This is a genomic window from Paenibacillus sp. JT22N12 (assembly GCF_056269365.1).
The window spans coordinates 80,776-96,407 of sequence record NZ_JBWDNU010000017.1 but is presented as its reverse complement, the minus strand read 5'-3'; the positions used below and the strand labels follow the sequence as shown (position 1 = coordinate 96,407).

At 52.4% G+C, this 15,632-nt stretch carries 13 protein-coding genes; 7 read left to right on the top strand and 6 right to left on the bottom strand.

The window, feature by feature from the left end; genetic code table 11:
* Window positions 1–16: 16 nt before the first annotated feature.
* Window positions 17–703: a GOLPH3/VPS74 family protein gene (locus tag AC0YOA_RS34325; protein ID WP_475790397.1), complete on the bottom strand. Its 687-nt coding sequence runs from the start codon at window positions 701–703 to the stop codon at window positions 17–19.
* 274 nt (window positions 704–977) lie between these two features.
* Window positions 978–2,735: a glycoside hydrolase family 2 protein gene (locus AC0YOA_RS34320; RefSeq protein WP_475790415.1), complete on the bottom strand. Its 1,758-nt coding sequence runs from the start codon at window positions 2,733–2,735 to the stop codon at window positions 978–980.
* Window positions 2,736–3,040: 305 nt separating this feature from the next.
* Here AC0YOA_RS34320 and AC0YOA_RS34315 point away from each other — a divergent pair, with 305 nt between their 5' ends.
* Entirely contained in the window at window positions 3,041–3,466 is a 426-nt protein-coding gene (locus tag AC0YOA_RS34315) for a hypothetical protein (protein WP_475790396.1), read from the top strand.
* Window positions 3,463–4,536: a phosphodiester glycosidase family protein gene (locus tag AC0YOA_RS34310; protein ID WP_475790395.1), complete on the top strand. Its 1,074-nt coding sequence runs from the start codon at window positions 3,463–3,465 to the stop codon at window positions 4,534–4,536. Before AC0YOA_RS34315 ends, AC0YOA_RS34310 begins: the two co-directional genes overlap by 4 nt.
* A 78-nt stretch (window positions 4,537–4,614) precedes the next feature.
* Here AC0YOA_RS34310 and AC0YOA_RS34305 read toward each other — a convergent pair whose 3' ends face one another.
* The 3 genes from AC0YOA_RS34305 to AC0YOA_RS34295 all read right to left on the bottom strand — a co-directional run bounded on the left by AC0YOA_RS34305 (window position 4,615) and on the right by AC0YOA_RS34295 (window position 8,729).
* On the bottom strand, window positions 4,615–5,349 hold the full coding sequence (locus AC0YOA_RS34305; RefSeq protein WP_475790394.1) for an MBL fold metallo-hydrolase: 735 nt from the start codon (window positions 5,347–5,349) through the stop codon (window positions 4,615–4,617).
* Window positions 5,346–5,843 (bottom strand): pantetheine-phosphate adenylyltransferase, encoded by a 498-nt coding sequence (gene coaD, locus AC0YOA_RS34300; protein ID WP_210037198.1) that lies wholly within the window; start codon window positions 5,841–5,843, stop codon window positions 5,346–5,348. The genes AC0YOA_RS34305 and coaD overlap by 4 nt, the downstream gene beginning before the upstream one ends.
* A 153-nt stretch (window positions 5,844–5,996) precedes the next feature.
* Window positions 5,997–8,729, bottom strand: a complete 2,733-nt coding sequence (locus AC0YOA_RS34295; RefSeq protein WP_475790393.1) for an alpha-mannosidase — start codon at window positions 8,727–8,729, stop codon at window positions 5,997–5,999.
* A gap of 199 nt (window positions 8,730–8,928) precedes the next feature.
* Between AC0YOA_RS34295 and AC0YOA_RS34290 the strand changes: the two genes are divergently transcribed.
* Window positions 8,929–10,053 (top strand): GntR family transcriptional regulator, encoded by a 1,125-nt coding sequence (locus tag AC0YOA_RS34290; protein ID WP_475790392.1) that lies wholly within the window; start codon window positions 8,929–8,931, stop codon window positions 10,051–10,053.
* A 238-nt stretch (window positions 10,054–10,291) separates the two neighbouring features.
* A complete protein-coding gene (locus AC0YOA_RS34285; RefSeq protein ID WP_475790391.1) occupies window positions 10,292–10,879 on the top strand; it encodes an HAD family hydrolase in 588 nt (195 codons plus the stop codon).
* 328 nt (window positions 10,880–11,207) lie between these two features.
* On the opposite strand, the gene AC0YOA_RS34280 is transcribed toward AC0YOA_RS34285, so the two are convergent.
* On the bottom strand, window positions 11,208–12,131 hold the full coding sequence (locus tag AC0YOA_RS34280) for an aldo/keto reductase (protein ID WP_475790390.1): 924 nt from the start codon (window positions 12,129–12,131) through the stop codon (window positions 11,208–11,210).
* A 487-nt stretch (window positions 12,132–12,618) separates the two neighbouring features.
* Here AC0YOA_RS34280 and AC0YOA_RS34275 point away from each other — a divergent pair, with 487 nt between their 5' ends.
* From AC0YOA_RS34275 to dhaL, 3 genes are all read left to right on the top strand, one after another.
* The gene (locus AC0YOA_RS34275; protein ID WP_475790389.1) at window positions 12,619–13,668 is read left to right on the top strand and encodes a LacI family DNA-binding transcriptional regulator; all 1,050 of its coding nucleotides are present in this window, start codon (window positions 12,619–12,621) and stop codon (window positions 13,666–13,668) included.
* 74 nt (window positions 13,669–13,742) lie between these two features.
* Window positions 13,743–14,765, top strand: coding sequence for a dihydroxyacetone kinase subunit DhaK (locus AC0YOA_RS34270; RefSeq protein WP_475790388.1), 1,023 nt, complete (start codon window positions 13,743–13,745; stop codon window positions 14,763–14,765).
* A 40-nt stretch (window positions 14,766–14,805) separates the two neighbouring features.
* Window positions 14,806–15,450 (top strand): dihydroxyacetone kinase subunit DhaL, encoded by a 645-nt coding sequence (gene dhaL / locus AC0YOA_RS34265; RefSeq protein ID WP_475790387.1) that lies wholly within the window; start codon window positions 14,806–14,808, stop codon window positions 15,448–15,450.
* The last annotated feature ends 182 nt before the right edge of the window (window positions 15,451–15,632 follow it).

Here is a 15,632-nt window from a genome sequence, read left to right as displayed (position 1 = left end):
GAGCCCTCTGTCTTCATCAGGCGGAAGAAGTGGTTGTGATAATAGCCGCGGAGGTTGCCTCCATGTCCCGGATCGCTTTTTTTATCTGCTCAATGGCTCTCCAGTTGCCGCTTTGCTCGGTATGCAGGTTCTCAAGCTTCCTGCTCAGCTCCATTTGCTCGTATTCGGAGAAAAATCTCCTTAACTGCTTGCTGACATCCAGAAGCATGGCAAGGGCTGCGGTCTGCTCATCGACCTGTCCATCCTCCAGCAGCTCATATCTGAGCCGGCGGATAATCGCATCTTTGACTGGCGAGCTGACGATATATCGTCTGGAAGTAAAGATCAGCATCACTTTGATCTTCTCCTCACGGAGCTGCCCGTCTATCAATAGAGGCTCTACAAGCTTTTCGAACGTATTCTCGCGGATTTTGGTCCGGTAAGCAAAATAGCTCATCCAGGCTCTCATCGTTTTGAGCTTCCGGGTACTCCGGATCAGCTCCAGAATCTGGGATTTGCCGCTGCACTGGCAGGCGCAGGGCGTTTCCTCAATCAGCTGTTCCCTTTTATTCCAGGTAATGTGGCCGTCCAGCAGCATTTCAATAATTGCTCCGCCGATGGAATAGATCTGCAAGTAGGAACGGTACAGACGGCTTCTGTTGTTCGGCTGAACCTGGACAGCCATTAAGACGAACTCTTGCGCCAGTGTCAACTCTCCACCCATAACAAATCCCCCTTCCAGCTTTTGCATCTGTATCTTTTCTTACACTTACTCCTCCACAGAAGAAACGCCTCACCTGCAATTAAGGCGAATGCCCATGACACTGCCAGTTAAGAGAAAAAGGGCTGACGCCGTACCTTTGGCGGTAAAGTCAGTTTCAGCTCATAAAAATATCTGAAAAAGGATAAGACTTTTTATAGATTCTGATCGTTCAAAAAGCCAGTCCGCCGTCATAAGTTTATGACGGCGGACTGGCCAAGAAGCATCCGGTTATTTCTTAGGCAAGATTGATGGCTTTTATAATTTGCGGATCAATTTTTGGCTCGCGGTCGATATTCATCAAGCCGTTGACCTCCTGCTGAACGTCGGTGATCTGGGTATAGCAGAAGCCGCATGCATAGGGCAGCTGCTTGATCGCCGTTGTAATGCTGCGGAAGCGCTCGATAAACTGCTCCTCCGTCTTCACCTGGTTGCCGTAGCCCCAGCCTTCCTCCGAATTGAAGGCAATCCCGCCATATTCGCTGATCAGGATGGGCTGGCCTTTGTACGCATAGCCTCCGGCCATGGCGAACTTGCTTCGGTTGAACGCTTTGTCAAAAATCGCGTCCTTGTCCGCGTACCATGCCGCGAATGCTTCTCCCCGCTCCTCATAATCGTGAAGGGTGATAATATCCGATACCGTATGCTCCCATCCGTCATTGACGATAACCGGGCGCATGGCGTCGAATGCTTTGGTCAGATGATAAATCGCCACGGTGAACTGCTGCTGTTTGTAGTCGCTGGCAATACTGCCGACGCCCCATGATTCGTTGAACGGCACCCAGGTGACGATGCTTGGATGATTATAATTCTGGCGCACCGCGTCCATCCATTCCCGGGTAAAACGCTGCACAGCGTCGTCGTTGAACTCATAAGCAGCCGGCATTTCCGACCAGACGAGCAGACCTTTCCGGTCACACCAGTAAAGGAACCTTGCATCCTCCACTTTCTGGTGCTTGCGCACGCCATTATAGCCGAAGGCCATCGCTTTGTCGATATCCTCGATCAGCGCGTCGGCTGAAGGCGCCGTCAGATGCGAATCCTTCCAATAGCCCTGGTCCAGGAGCAGGCGCTGATAGAGCGGCGTTCCATTGAGCAGCACCTGGGCATTCTGAATCGATATTTTGCGGACGCCGAAGTATGACTGCACATGATCCACCGGTGCACCGTTTCGGAGCAGGGTGAATTCGACCTCATACAGATTGGGACGCTCGGGCGACCACAGATGCGCCGATTTCCATTCCCCGACATTTTCGCTCAGCAGGTCCATCTCCACGCTCGTCTGGGCACGGTCGACCGTCTGCTGCAGCTCGCGGATGAAGGCTCCCTTGAAGGTGACCCTTGTTTTCAGGCTCAACCCCTCCGCCAAGTCGCTGCCGCGCACATCATACTCAAATTTTATTGTCCCTTTGTCGGCATCCGGCGTCATCTTCACCGAATCGATATACTGCGGCTCAACGGCCTCCAGCCAGACACTTTGCCAAATTCCGGTCGTCTGCACATACCAGCAGCCAAAATTCTCTGGTACCCACCGCTGCTTGCCGCGGGGATTATTGCAGCTGTTGCTGTCCTCGACACGGACGGTCAGCTTATTGGCGCCTTCTTCTCTCAATGCTTCAGTAATATCGAAGGAAAAAGCGGTGTAACCGCCTTCATGCCAGCCCACAGCCGTTCCATTGACCCACACCTTCGTCAGATAGTCGGAAGCCTGAAAGTTCAGTCTGATCCGCTTCCCGGTCCACTCCCCCGGAATCTCCAGATCGCGTTCATACCATACGACAGGATGAAACTTCTCCTCGCCGATTCCGCTTGCCTTCGTCTCATACGTAAAAGGAACAATAATTCGGCGGTCACCCGGAACATCCTTATGCCAGCCCGCACGCTCCCCTTCAGATTCATCGTCGAAACGGAACTCCCAAACTCCGTTCAGACTCATCCAGGATTGACGATAAAACTGCGGCCTCGGGTATTCTTTGTCCACTTCAAATTGCAGCATCATTTGACCTCCTGTAGCTTTTTTTTGAGTATAGCATATTATCTATGAACTTCAAACATTTAATATATTAAGAGTGTTATGAAAAAATAATTGAAAATAAAAGCTCCCTTTCTCTTACTCTTTTATGACGTTTTTGTTAAATCATCCGAAAAACGGTCCCGCTTCCCTGCCCTGCTATCTTTTTTATGCTAAAATATAGATTCGTAAGAAGAATCCGCTAACGCCGTTCAAAAAAACATGCAACTTTTCCCTGCCCTGCCAGCGTCTCTATTCTATGGAAAGAAGATTAAGAGGAGATTGATGTAATGAATACCGACATCCAGACAACTACATACAACCGGCAAGAGCAGTCGGTACCGCGCAAAAGAAGATCGACATTTCTGCTTTTTGTATCGGTATGGATCATTCTGATAGCCGGCGGCGTCACCGGAGCCATCTGGTATACCGACCAGATCAAAGAACAGATGACGCTGGAGATCAGCCAGCAGACCGCCCGGCAGATCTCCGCCATGCAGACCGATTACCAGAACCGGATCAAGCAGCTTCAGACGGATTTCTCCGGTCAAATAACCAAGGTTCAAGGCAAAGTGGACGCCCTTAACGAGCTTCTGGAATTCACCAAGGATAATGCCAGCAACAAGACGGATAACAGCAACAAGCTGTATACGCAAATGAGCGAGGTCAAGAAAGAGCTGGACGAGCTGAAAAAAAGTCTGGATGTCTTGAAATGACCATGACCATTAAACAATTCAACCGTTTCTGTCTGCTGACATGCGCGCCTTTTATCGGCCTGTTTATATGGCTGCTGTATTCCAATATGTCGATTACGCTGTCCGGCACCGCTTATCCCAAGGATGCCGCAGCCGTTCCCGCAGTTTCGAAGCAGACCGGCCAGCTTCTGGGCGATCTGGATCTAGCCAAGAAGACAGCCACCGCGACGGCCCAAACGCTGAAAAAATCAATCGCGCTTTATCAAGCTACCAATGCGAGCATGAACAGCATCGCCAAGACGGCATCCGCCCAGGTAGGCCGTCCGGCTAAAATATATGATAGACGCATTACGAGAAAAATCGGCACTCCGATGCAAACCATCCAATCCGATAATTTGCAGGCCCAGCTGTTTGCCGTGCATGCGCAGAATTTCAGCGGCTATGCGCTTAAGGTGAAGCTCAAGACGGACAAAGGCATGAAGATGGTGCTCGGTCAGGACAAATATGGCAGCGCCGAAACCACCCTGTCTGCGGTCAGGCGCTATAAGGCGGTTGCCGGCGTAAATGCAGGCGGCTTTGCGGATGACCGGGGCAAACGCTATCCGCTCAGCACAACGGTCATCAACGGGGAGTACCTGAGCGGATTCCAGCCGACCTACAAGGACTTGTTCTTCGTTGGCCTGAACGACCAAATGGAGCTGATCGGCGGCAAATACGCGGATAAATCGCAGCTCGACAAGGAGAAGCCGAAGTTCGGCGCCTCTTTCGTGCCTGTTCTGCTGAAGAACGGGTTTACGCAGACAATCCCGGACAAATGGAAAAGCAGTCCGCTGCGCGCTCCCCGCACGGCCATCGCCAATTATAAGGATAATCAGCTGCTGTTCCTTGTCGTCGATGGCCGCAATGAGAACGGCAGCTCGGGTGCGACGCTTGCGGAGATGCAAATTCTGCTGTCCCGTTTCGGCGCCATTGACGGATACAATCTGGACGGCGGGGGTTCTTCCTCGCTGGTCTTCAACGGCAGAGTAGTGAACCATCCCTCGGATGGGGCGCTGCGGGCGCTCCCGACGAACTTCCTGTTTTTCGAATAATAGATGCAATAGTAGAGAAGCCCCGGTGCGATGCGGCCGGGGCTTCTCTATGATCCTTGGCTTAACGAATCGATGATTTTACAATAGGATCTCCATGCCGCAGAAGGCTGTCCCGATCGGTCCTTCATAGTTCTCGGCAACCTCCGCGGCAAGCTGATCGATGGGCCCAAAATGCGGCAGATGAGTCAGAACAATGCTTTTGACACGCGCCTGATTGGCCAGTCTTCCGACCTCTCCGCTGTTCATATGGCCGTATTTACAGGCGTCTGCGATCTCCTTGTGGAAGGAGGTTTCCGCGATCAGCACATCGGCCTCCGCACAATGCGCGATCAACGATTCATCATAATAGGTATCCGCGGTATACACCAGCTTGCGGTCCCCAATATTGATAATCATGCCCACACAGTAAGCCTCATGAAAGGTTTTGAAGAAGGTGAAATCAAGTCCGAGCAAGCTCAGCTTCTCTCCCGCTTCGATCCGGTGGATCTCCGTGCCCATCATCGGTGGATAAGTCAGGTCCTTATCCGCCTCAGCGGCAAAATAAACAGGCAGCGGCTGGCTCCGGTTGCCCAGATCGGTATCGATCAGGCAGGCATACTGCAGGCAGCCCAAATCGGCAACATGATCGTGATGCTTATGCGAGATTATAACCGCATCCAGCCTGTTCAGCGGGATATAACGCTGCACCTGCGCCAGTACGCCGCTGCCGCAGTCAATCAGAAGGGAATATCCCTCATGTTCCAGCAAATAACCGGCTGTCGCTTCTCCGGCTTTGGGGTACGCGCCCCAAGGTCCCAGTACCGTTATTTTCATTTTCTTTTCCCTCCCAATTCATAAAGCAATGCGAGATTGTAAGCATCCTGCGCCATATAGTTGCTAGCGAGCTCATGCTTGCCCGATTGAAAAAACATCCGGACAAGTGAGCTGTTGGTCTGCATATGCTGCGTATAAGGGGATAAATAGACCGTTTCCGCTTCCGTCGTATTGCGGATATACTGCTCCAGCTGGAGCTCATACTCCAGATCCGTTGCGTTGCGGATTCCCCTGATCACCGCGCCGATTCCGTGGGCATTGATATAATCGGCCACAATCCCTTCATAAGGGGCAATGACCGTCCGTGCCGCATACGACTCCGGAATGGAGCTTTGCACGAGCTCCGTCCGCTGCTCCAGGGAGAACAAATGACTCTTCGAGCGGTTGTTCGCGACTACGATATGTATCGTTTTGAATAATTTAAACGCACGTTCAATGACAGATACATGCCCAAGCGTAATAGGATCAAAGCTCCCTGCATAGACAGCCTTCATGATCATTCTCCCTTTACCTGCGCCGCCGAGCGCGGCGACAGCCGATTCTCCTTGCATTGTAACATTAGAACAAGCAACAACCAAGAGGCCGCCAGGCCCGCATTCTATGAATGCGCCCCCGACAGCCTCTATTTGCAGCCTGTACTGCGTCTATTATCCGTTCAATGATCCGCCTACCGTTACGATTTCCGCCCGGCCGACCGGCAGCGGGCTCCCGCTTTCCGGCAGAGACTCTACCACCTCTTCAATCACATTGCTTTTATACCAGCGGGCAGCCTGGCTGCTGCTCCATGAGAGTTCGGCCGGCTGATTCGTGGTATTAAACCAGCGCAGAATCAGATCGCCCGTCGCTTTGGCAATCTTCACCGTCGACAGCGCCATATTCGTCCCTGACCACTCCACAAACTGGTGTTCCGCAGGCAATGTTCCCTCCTGCACTGCAGTCTGAACCGACATCCACGGCACCTGCTCCTGATAGGCCATCGCATAGGATTTCTCTCGTCCCTCTCCGCCTTCATGGGGGATGAACAAATACTCGGCGGAATGTTCGCCTATACACTGCGCTTCCGGTGTCGGGAACACGCCCCAATCCCCCAGCTCGCCAACAGCGCGCAGCAGGGTAACGGCGATCGTATTGCGTCCGTCGCGCAGAATTTCATATTCGTTCAGACCCAGATTGGCAACGGTTATGCCGCCATTCCCGTCGCTTACGTTCACGAACGCCTGCTGATGCTGGGCATTGCTTGGATTGAGCCATTCCTCTGCCGGCTGAAGCTCGCGGACAGCCACTTCGAAGATGGAGTCAACCTGGTGAACGGACGCATCAACATCAGAAGGGAACAATACACGCAGACGGTGGTCCGCAGCCTGATTGTCAAAGCGCGTATGGAAGCGGACAAAAGGATTGCCCTGCTCCAGCGTAACCAGCGTGCTCAATCGCAGGATAACCGTCTTGTCGGAGCGCTGTGCCTTGCGCTGCAGAAAAGGAACGAATTCAGCCATTTCCTGAGCCAGTCTCTCATCCGCTCCCGCCGGAATTTCCCATTCATGAACAATTTCGTAGCTGGTGTGAAATTCCGTTTTCTCATGAAGCGAGATCACGGCCGGATGGCCGAAGGTAGTCAGCGTCTGTTCGCCTTCGGGCTGCTTATAAATATATTCGTTGCCGATATCTCCCGTGTTGTCGAAGGCGCCCAAATCCTTATACACCCGTCCATTGCGCTTGTCGACAACATGAAGGGTGCCGTCTTCTTGAATGCTCACGGCCAGAAATTCATTTTCCATCGTGCGCGAGTCTTCCGCTCCGGCTTCGGCAGCCGCAGAAGAACCTGCGGACCCTGCTCCGCCTTGCGCATAAGCGAGCGCATAGGAACGGTATCCGAGCGCCGGCACAGCATCTGCATGAAGCGTAATCCGCACCGAGCGGGCCATGTAAGGCTGGCGGAACTTATCCTTGGGCAAATCATAGCCGAAGGTGACGCCCAAATCCTCGATACTGGCAGGTACGGAAAGTCCTTTATCATCAATGACCTTGTAATCGTTCAAATTAATCCGCTTCAATTCATCGATCAGAGCTTCTCTGTCCTTCGAGCCCATTGGCAGCCGCTGAATATCGACTTTGGTATGTACGACGCCGCTCCGCTGCCAGCCGGTCGTATTGAACAGCACAAAAGGAACTGCGCCCTTGCCGCTAAAGGCATCCGCCGTATTGATCCTGGAAATAATCGCCTTCAAGCTTTCCTCGGCGATTTCCTCCGCCACCCGGTAGCTCTTGGCGAACCGGGTCATCATCTCGCGGTGCACTTCATCGACGCTGCAGCCGCAGATGCTGTCATGCGGGTGATTCTGCATCAAAGTCTTCCACGCATAAGTGAACAGATGATGCGGGTAAGGCTTGCCGGTCAGCGCGGCGAGCGCAGCCAGCGGTTCCGCCACCTTCTCCAGCATCGTCTGGCCGCGCTGGTTCTCCTGCTTGATATAAACGCGGGCGGATGCGGTATTCGCAAGCGTAAACCAGCCGTCGGTCTGCTGGCTCCGCAGCTCGCCATGAATAACGGCCAGGTCATCCGGAATCGCAGCTTTGACACTGGCGATATAGTCATCGAAGTTGGAGTGGACAAAGTTCACATCAGGCCGGATTCCGCGTGCCGTATTCAGTGCCGCAGACAGGTCCGTCTGCACGGGCTGATGGTCGCAGCCGTTCATGAACAGCAGATGCGGGGTTGATGCGAACTGCTCCGCGTCGTTCAGCTTTCTTTTCCAATAGAGCTCCGCTTCTTCGGGATCCGTAGGGATTTCCATGCCGTTATGATACCAGTTGGCAAATAAAATACCGAGCACCTTCGAACCGTCCGGCGATTCCCAGTGCATTTCCGAGAACGTTGAGGAGTAGCTGCCCGAGGATTCATTATTGAAGCCGGTCGGCTTCACGCCCCTGCCGAATATCGCGGTATCGATTCCTGCCTGGCGCAGAATTTGCGGAGCCTGCCCCATATTGCCGAACGAATCGGGAAAATAGCCGATCTTGGACACCTTGTCATACTGACTGGCATCCTGAAGACCAATCAACAGATTACGGATATTCGCCTCGCTGCTGGTCAGGAATTCATCCTGAAGAATATACCAGGGACCGATCTGGATTTGACCATTGCGGATAAAATGCTCCAGCCGGTCCTTCATTTCCGGTCTGACCTGCAAATAATCCTCAAGAATTATCGTCTGCCCATCCAGATGAAAGCTGCGGAATTCGGGGTCTCTCTCCATCAGCCCCAGCAGCGTATCCATCAGCTCGATCAAGCGCACGTGATGCTTCTCATAAGGCATATACCATTCGCGGTCCCAATGGGAATGGGAGATTACATGAACCGTTTTAGCGGAATCAGACATAAACACTCTCCTTTTATATAACAAATATACAAATAATAAATGGTCTATTGATTCTAATCTAACTTATCACTCTGTTATTTCCCCGTCAATCGTTTTATTTTCCTTGCACAGTATAGCTTTGAAACGGATTTTTAAACATTTACAAAGACCGTGTATACTTGTATATTTGTTATATAAATTCAGGCTGGAGATGAATCGCTTGACCCAATCCGAAAAACGCATCCCTTTATATATTCAGCTTCGTTCCTTCGTGCTGGAGCAGATCCGGCTGGGGGTCTGGAACAAGGACGACCGGCTGCCGACCGAGCATGAGCTGGCCGCCACGTTTAATGTGAGCCGTATTACCGTCAAAAATGCGCTCCAACAGCTTGTCAAGGAAGGCTTGATTTACCGCATTCAAGGGAAGGGAACCTTTCTCTCCGCCCCTGGAATCGGGGAAAAGCCGATTTATACCGGCGAAGGCAGCGATGCTGACGCACCTGCCGGTACCCGAAAAACGATCGCCTATCTGATGCCCCGTTTGCAGAACGCTTTTACTGCCCATATCCTTGGCGGGATCGAGGAGGTGCTCGTACAGGCGGGCTACAACCTGCTGTTTTTCAAAACGAATGACTCCCAGGAAACAGAGAGAGAACGGATTCGGCAGGCGGTACGGCTGGGCGTAAAAGGCCTGATCGTCTTCCCAGTGGACGGCGAGCATTATAACGAGGAGCTGGTTCAGCTGACCTTGTCGCGTTTTCCCCTTGTCCTGATCGACCGGGACATGCCGGGAATCGCCGCAAATTGCGTATACTCCGACCACAGCGGAGGTGCATATGAAGCGACCACGCATCTTATTCGTATGGGGCATCGCCGCATTGCTTATATCGCAACCGGAAAAAGCGGGACGACAAGCGTAGAGGAGCGGATGAACGGATATGAGAAGGCCCTGTTCGATAACGGGCTCCCCTCCCCTCACAGCCACCGGTTAACAGGAGCGGCTGCGGCCGGGATCGAAGCCTTCCTGGATACGCATCGGGAGACGACGGCCATCTTCGCTGAGAACTCCGGGACCGGCTATGAGGTGATGAGAACGGCCGCCAGACTGGGTATCGCAATACCGGAGCAGTTGTCCCTGGCCTTCTTCGATGATGTGGAGTATGGCGATATGTGGTCTGTTCCCCCTACTGTGGTCATCCAGCAGGACAAGCTGATCGGTCAGGAAGCAGCCCGGCTGCTGCTGTCCGTGATGGCCAATCCCATGCAGGAGCGGCGCAAAATCGTGCTTCCTGCCGAACTGCTTGTCCGTGAATCGACCAGGGCTTGTGCAGAAGAACAGGAATAGCATGAAATAAGCTCAAACGATCCTGTTCCTTACGGGATATTGTCTTACATGCGGCCTATTACAGCCGGGGAAAGATACAGGCTTTCGATTATTTAAAAGCCTGATGAATTAAAACAGGCTGTGCATGCATAGCCTGTTCATCACCGGTCTATTAAAGTCGACCATCTTAAATACTGCGCCGTACTGCGCAGGCGAGAGAGCTCCTCGCGGTACGACGGACAAAGAAAGGAGCCAGGCTATGCCGGCAGGACCCCAGCTTATTCTGGATGCGGGAGGCGTACTTGTTACTAATCTTTCCCCCTTGTTATGGAAGCAGTTGGCTGCTGAAGCAGCAGTCTCTCACGATCAGTTGGTTGAGAGCTATAAACGGAGCATACGGGAGGATTTATGGAATGGAAAAGCCGAGGAAGCATCTTTTTGGAACTGGCTGCAGGTTCAATTTCCCACTCTGCGGGAGGATCGGGCGCGTGAGCTCCTCATCGCGAATTTACAGCCCTTGCCCGCCTTGCAGCTGATACCGTATTGGAGTAAATTCTTCGATATTCATCTGCTCAGCAATCATCGGGCCGAATGGCTGCTGCCTGTTCTGTCACATGTCAGGCATTGTCTGACGAGCATGACGATATCAAGCGAATTCGGCTCTTCCAAGCCGGGTCACGCCATCTTCACGCAAGCCGCCTCTCATCTGCCGCCCGGCAGTCCGACGCTTTATGTCGATGATCAGCAGGACAACCTGCAGCAGGCCTCGGCCATGGGCTGGCAGACGCTCCGGGCAGACAACAGCGGGAGCTGGGCACGTCAGGTCATCCCTCTCCTATTGCTCTAACAAGAAGAAACGGCTGTCGTCGTCCCCTTGCCGGTGCAGTTAGTTTCCTTGGAACTTAGAAATTTACAGGAGTGAATCTTATACATCCCGTCAGATTAGGTTAAGAAGAAACGACTGAAGCCGTGCTTGGCGGCACAGTTAGTTTCTTCCCATAAAACTATCAGAAAAGGATAAGACACATTTTCTGATAGTTCGGGAGGAAGCCTGATGTTCTTTGGCGGCACAGCAGGTTTTTTCATCCAGACCTTACCGGCATTTATAAGAGTAAAAAGCCCGGCCCCGATGAATAATCGGTGTCGGGCTTTCTCGTTTAAGACCAGTCAACGCATTAGCTCACGCTCTGCGGATGATTATCGGCGACCAGGTCAAGGCTTGCCGCTCTGGCGTTGGTCTCCACCTGCTCAGGACTTTTGCATCCGGGGATAACGCAAGTCACGGCTGGATGCTTCAGACACCAAGCCAAGGCCCATTCCGCCATATTGACGTTTGCGGGAACCTCTGTCCTGCTGATTTCCTCCACCCGGCGCAGCCTGGACGCGGTTAGCTCCTTGTCATGGTTCGAGCGCACGTCGTTAGCTGCAAATACGGCTCCCGGCTTGTATTTGCCGCTCAGATAACCGCTTGCGAGCGGAACCCGCGCAAGTACGCCCAGATCTTGCTCGATACAGGAAGGGAATACACGATTCTCCGGAGTCGTATCCAGACGATTATAGACCACCTGGATGGCTTTTGCGTTGACCTTCGAGGCCGCGCCCGTCTGGTGCAAATTATCGTTGCTGCCGATCGAGATGCCAAGGTTGCGTATTTTGCCGGCCTGCACCTGCTTGTCCAGCATCGTCCACAGCTCGTCGTTGTCAAACACCGAATCCGGTCCCGAGTGGAACTGGTACAGATCGATGTAGTCGGTCCGCAGCGACTTCAGGGATTCCTCCAGCTGAGTGCGGACTTCATCGGCCGCCCAGTAGGAGGAATTATTTTTATCCAGAGCGCTGTGCCCGAACTTGGTCGCGATAATCCACTTATCGCGGCTGCCTCTGCGTTCCACGTAATTGCCGATGAAGCTCTCCGACAGATGATGCCCGTAGCATTCCGCCGTATCGAGCAGATTGATGCCGACCTCCTGGGCTTTATCCAGAATGGCATCCACCTCGTCCTGGGTAAAGTCCTTGCCCCATGCGCCTCCGAACTGCCATGTTCCCACGCCGACGACCGATACCTTAAGCTCCGTTTTTCCGAGCGTCCTGTACTTCAAGAATATCATCTCCTTTGTTTAAAATATAAGAAAGTATAACACCATTTGCTTCTATTTCTGAGGGAAGAAACTTGTTGCGCCCCCAGAGGACGGCGTTAGCCGCTGCTTCTTGACGGATAAACAAATCATATTTTTAATTATAGAAAAGCGGGTAAGCGATTACAAGAACTGAAAAGAAGTTGCCTTACTTACCTCCATGTTATCCATGTGAACCAAACCCGTCCCGATGTTCCAGTTAAGCGAAAGCTTCAGGGCTAAGCTTTCACTTTCATATATTTCAACAGATAATCGATGCTGCCGGTGCGTTGCATCGTTCCATGGCGGAGGTCGAAACCGATAACAATTTGCTGTTGACTCCCCGCATTACATCCATTATATTTAACGAGTGAAACGTTTCATTTTATGATAATTTCGGGTCCCGGCTTTTCGGACTGCGATCTTCTGCACGTTTCTAACACTTTTCTGACCGGGAGAAATCCCTCTAGGCTTGCTTTATAAATGTTTTGAGAAAAGGGAATGGTGGCTTATTTCCGCAACGATTAAAGATGTAGCGGCGGCGGCGGGCGTTTCTGTCGGAACCGTATCCAAACTGATTAACAAGTCGGGTTATGTGAGCGACAAAATCAGAGAACGGGTTCTGCTTGCCATAACTCTGCTCAACTATCAGCCCAATGCCGTCGCCAGAAGCCTGAAGCAGTCCAAAACGCATCTGCTGGGTCTCATCGTCGACGACATTTCCAATCCTTCCATCACGAAGATGATGAAGTCGATCGAGGACGCGGCCAGAAATAAAAGCTACAATCTTATTATTTGCTCCCACAATAATGATTCTGATCAAGAGATGAAAGCGTTCCAGTGGCTTCAGGAAAAACGGGTCGACGGCATCATCGCGATACCCACGGGAGCCGAACTGGATGAGCTCCAGCTGCCAAGCTCCATTCCCATCATGACCGTGGAACGGAAAGTGAAGTACAACCGGTTTTATTCCGTTGTCCATGAGAATATCCATTCTTCCTTCTCGCTTGTGCAGCATCTGTACATCCATGGCTGCCGCCGTCTGCTGTTCATCCATGGGCCGCTTCTGGACCATGTGGAACAAGAGCGGCACCAAGGCATCCGCCAAGCGATCGGGCAGCTGGGTCTGGACCCTGAATTGCAGATATTCCTTGAGGCAGGCACTGACATTGAATCTATTTCCGGCGCAGTGAGCAGTCATCTGGGGAGCTCCGGTCTTCCGGAGGGAATCTATGCCACGAATCGGCTGTCTCTGGCCGGTACAATTCAAGCCTTATGGAGCATGGATATTAAAGTGCCCGGGGACGTTGCAGTCGCAGGCTTTGGCGATATTGATCCTTACGGGATTCTCAGACCGACTTTAACGGCAGCCAAGGAAGACTTCTACGAGGTCGGAAAAATCGCTGCCGAAATTCTTTTTGAACGAATCGAAAATAAAATGCGCTATAACCAACCGAAGGAATTTATCGTAGTGCCCCGGCTGTTCATTGGAACTTCCTGCGGTTCTCATAGTCACTCCTGATGAAGAGAGCTCCGGAAGTTTTTTTATAAATCCAGTGAAACGTTTCATTGACTAAATAAACGGAGGTTATATTCATGAGCGAACAAAAAGCTGTCATGAAAAAATTGATCAACGACCCTGAGAACGTGGCGGTGGAGATGTTGGAAGGGCTGCTGCTGGCCCATTCCGACCAGTTGAGGAGTGTCCGCAGCGACAACCGCGCTCTTGTCCGGACTGAAGCTCCGGTCGAAGGCAAAGTGGGGATTGCGACAGGCGGCGGCTCCGGACATTTGCCCCTGTTTCTCGGTTACGTCGGCAAAGGAATGCTGGACGGCGTTGCAGTCGGCGATATTTTCGCCTCCCCGAGCTCGCAGCAGATGCTTGATGTCACCCGTGCAATTAACTGCGGAAAAGGCGTTCTCTATATCTACGGCAACTACGGCGGCGATGTCATGAATTTCGATATGGCCATGGAATTGGCGGATCTTGAGGGCATTCAGGTTGAGCGGGTCGTCGCTACGGATGATGTGGCGTCGATGCCGAAGGGCCATGAAGAACAGCGCCGCGGCGTTGCCGGGATGTTCTATCTGTACAAGCTGGCAGCAGCCAAAGCGGAGCTTGGCGGCAGCCTGGGGGAAGTCAAACGGATTGCCGAGAAGGCCAACGACAATGTGAGAACGATGGGCGTTGCCATGACGCCGTGCATCCTGCCGGCGGTAGGCCGTCCCACTTTTGAAATTGGGGACGGAGAAATGGAAATCGGTATGGGAATCCACGGCGAGCCGGGCATTCACCGCGGTGAGATGAGAACGGCCGATTCCGTGGCGGAGACCCTTGTAGCCTCCATCCTGGACGATATGCCGGTTGAAAAAGGCGGCAGCGTTTCCGTTCTCATCAACGGTCTGGGCGCCACTCCCCTGGAGGAATTGTACATTGTCTACCGGGCCGTTCATCAATTGTTGAAGCAAAGAGATATTACGATCTACAGCCATTATATTGGCGAATATGCCACCTCCCTGGAGATGGCCGGGATGTCCATATCAATTTTGCGTGTCGATGATGAATTCCGCGAGCTGCTCAAATTCCCGTTCACCACACCGTTCCGCATTCAAAATTAAACGAATCGTTGTCCTTTTACTATTCAAGGAGGTAAACCTCATGAAAAACACGCTGAATTTGGAAGACATCCGCAATATTTTGCGGGAAATCGGCAAATTGATGGACGAAAACAAAGAATACTTATGCAAACTCGACGGTGCGCTGGGAGACGGGGATATCGGGCTTACCATGTCCAAAGGCTTCCGGGCGGTCGTCGATAATCTGCCCAACATCCAGGAGGAGAATGCAGGTGTGCTGCTGATGAGAAGTGCGATGGTCATGGGTGAAACCGTTGCCTCGACGATGGGGACCTTAATGGCCACTGCGCTGATTCGCGGAGGTAAAGCCGTCCAGGGCAAAACGGAATTGAGTGTCGAGGATCTCTCATCCCTGACCCGGGCGATGGCGGAGGGCCTGATGGAGCGCGGCAAAGCCAAAGTAGGCGATAAAACCATTCTGGATTCGATCTTTCCAGCGGTGGAAGCGATTGAGTCGGCCCAGCGGGATGGAAAATCGCTGAAGGAAGCCATCAGTTCAGCCTATGAAGCTGCCGCAAAGGGAACGCAGGCGACCATCGACATGCAATCCCGGCACGGCAGAGCAGGGCGTTATCTCGAACGCTCGATCGGTCACCAGGACCCGGGAGCAACAGTCGGCTCTCTCTTCTTCAAGGGGTTCGATAACTATATCCAATCCCTCGCTTAAAGCTAATCACAGCAAAATCCGGCCCTCGTCCAAATACGGGGGCTTTCTTCTGCTCCACAAGAAGTGCGTGAGAACTTCAAAAGTCAAAAAAAAGCCAGGCTCCGATAAATAACCGGAGCCTGGCTCATCTGCAACCCCAAAAAAAGTTGCAGGTTTTATGCTTTTGCAATTGGCACTTGCAC

Coding starts and splice junctions, on each gene's coding strand:
- AC0YOA_RS34325 (WP_475790397.1), bottom strand. CDS start 703: ATGGGTGGAGAGTTGACACTGGCGCAAGAGTTCGTCTTAATGGCTGTC.
- AC0YOA_RS34320 (WP_475790415.1), bottom strand. CDS start 2,735: ATGCTGCAATTTGAAGTGGACAAAGAATACCCGAGGCCGCAGTTTTAT.
- AC0YOA_RS34315 (WP_475790396.1), top strand. CDS start 3,041: ATGAATACCGACATCCAGACAACTACATACAACCGGCAAGAGCAGTCG.
- AC0YOA_RS34310 (WP_475790395.1), top strand. CDS start 3,463: ATGACCATGACCATTAAACAATTCAACCGTTTCTGTCTGCTGACATGC.
- AC0YOA_RS34305 (WP_475790394.1), bottom strand. CDS start 5,349: ATGAAAATAACGGTACTGGGACCTTGGGGCGCGTACCCCAAAGCCGGA.
- coaD (WP_210037198.1), bottom strand. CDS start 5,843: ATGAAGGCTGTCTATGCAGGGAGCTTTGATCCTATTACGCTTGGGCAT.
- AC0YOA_RS34295 (WP_475790393.1), bottom strand. CDS start 8,729: ATGTCTGATTCCGCTAAAACGGTTCATGTAATCTCCCATTCCCATTGG.
- AC0YOA_RS34285 (WP_475790391.1), top strand. CDS start 10,292: ATGCCGGCAGGACCCCAGCTTATTCTGGATGCGGGAGGCGTACTTGTT.
- AC0YOA_RS34270 (WP_475790388.1), top strand. CDS start 13,743: ATGAGCGAACAAAAAGCTGTCATGAAAAAATTGATCAACGACCCTGAG.
- dhaL (WP_475790387.1), top strand. CDS start 14,806: ATGAAAAACACGCTGAATTTGGAAGACATCCGCAATATTTTGCGGGAA.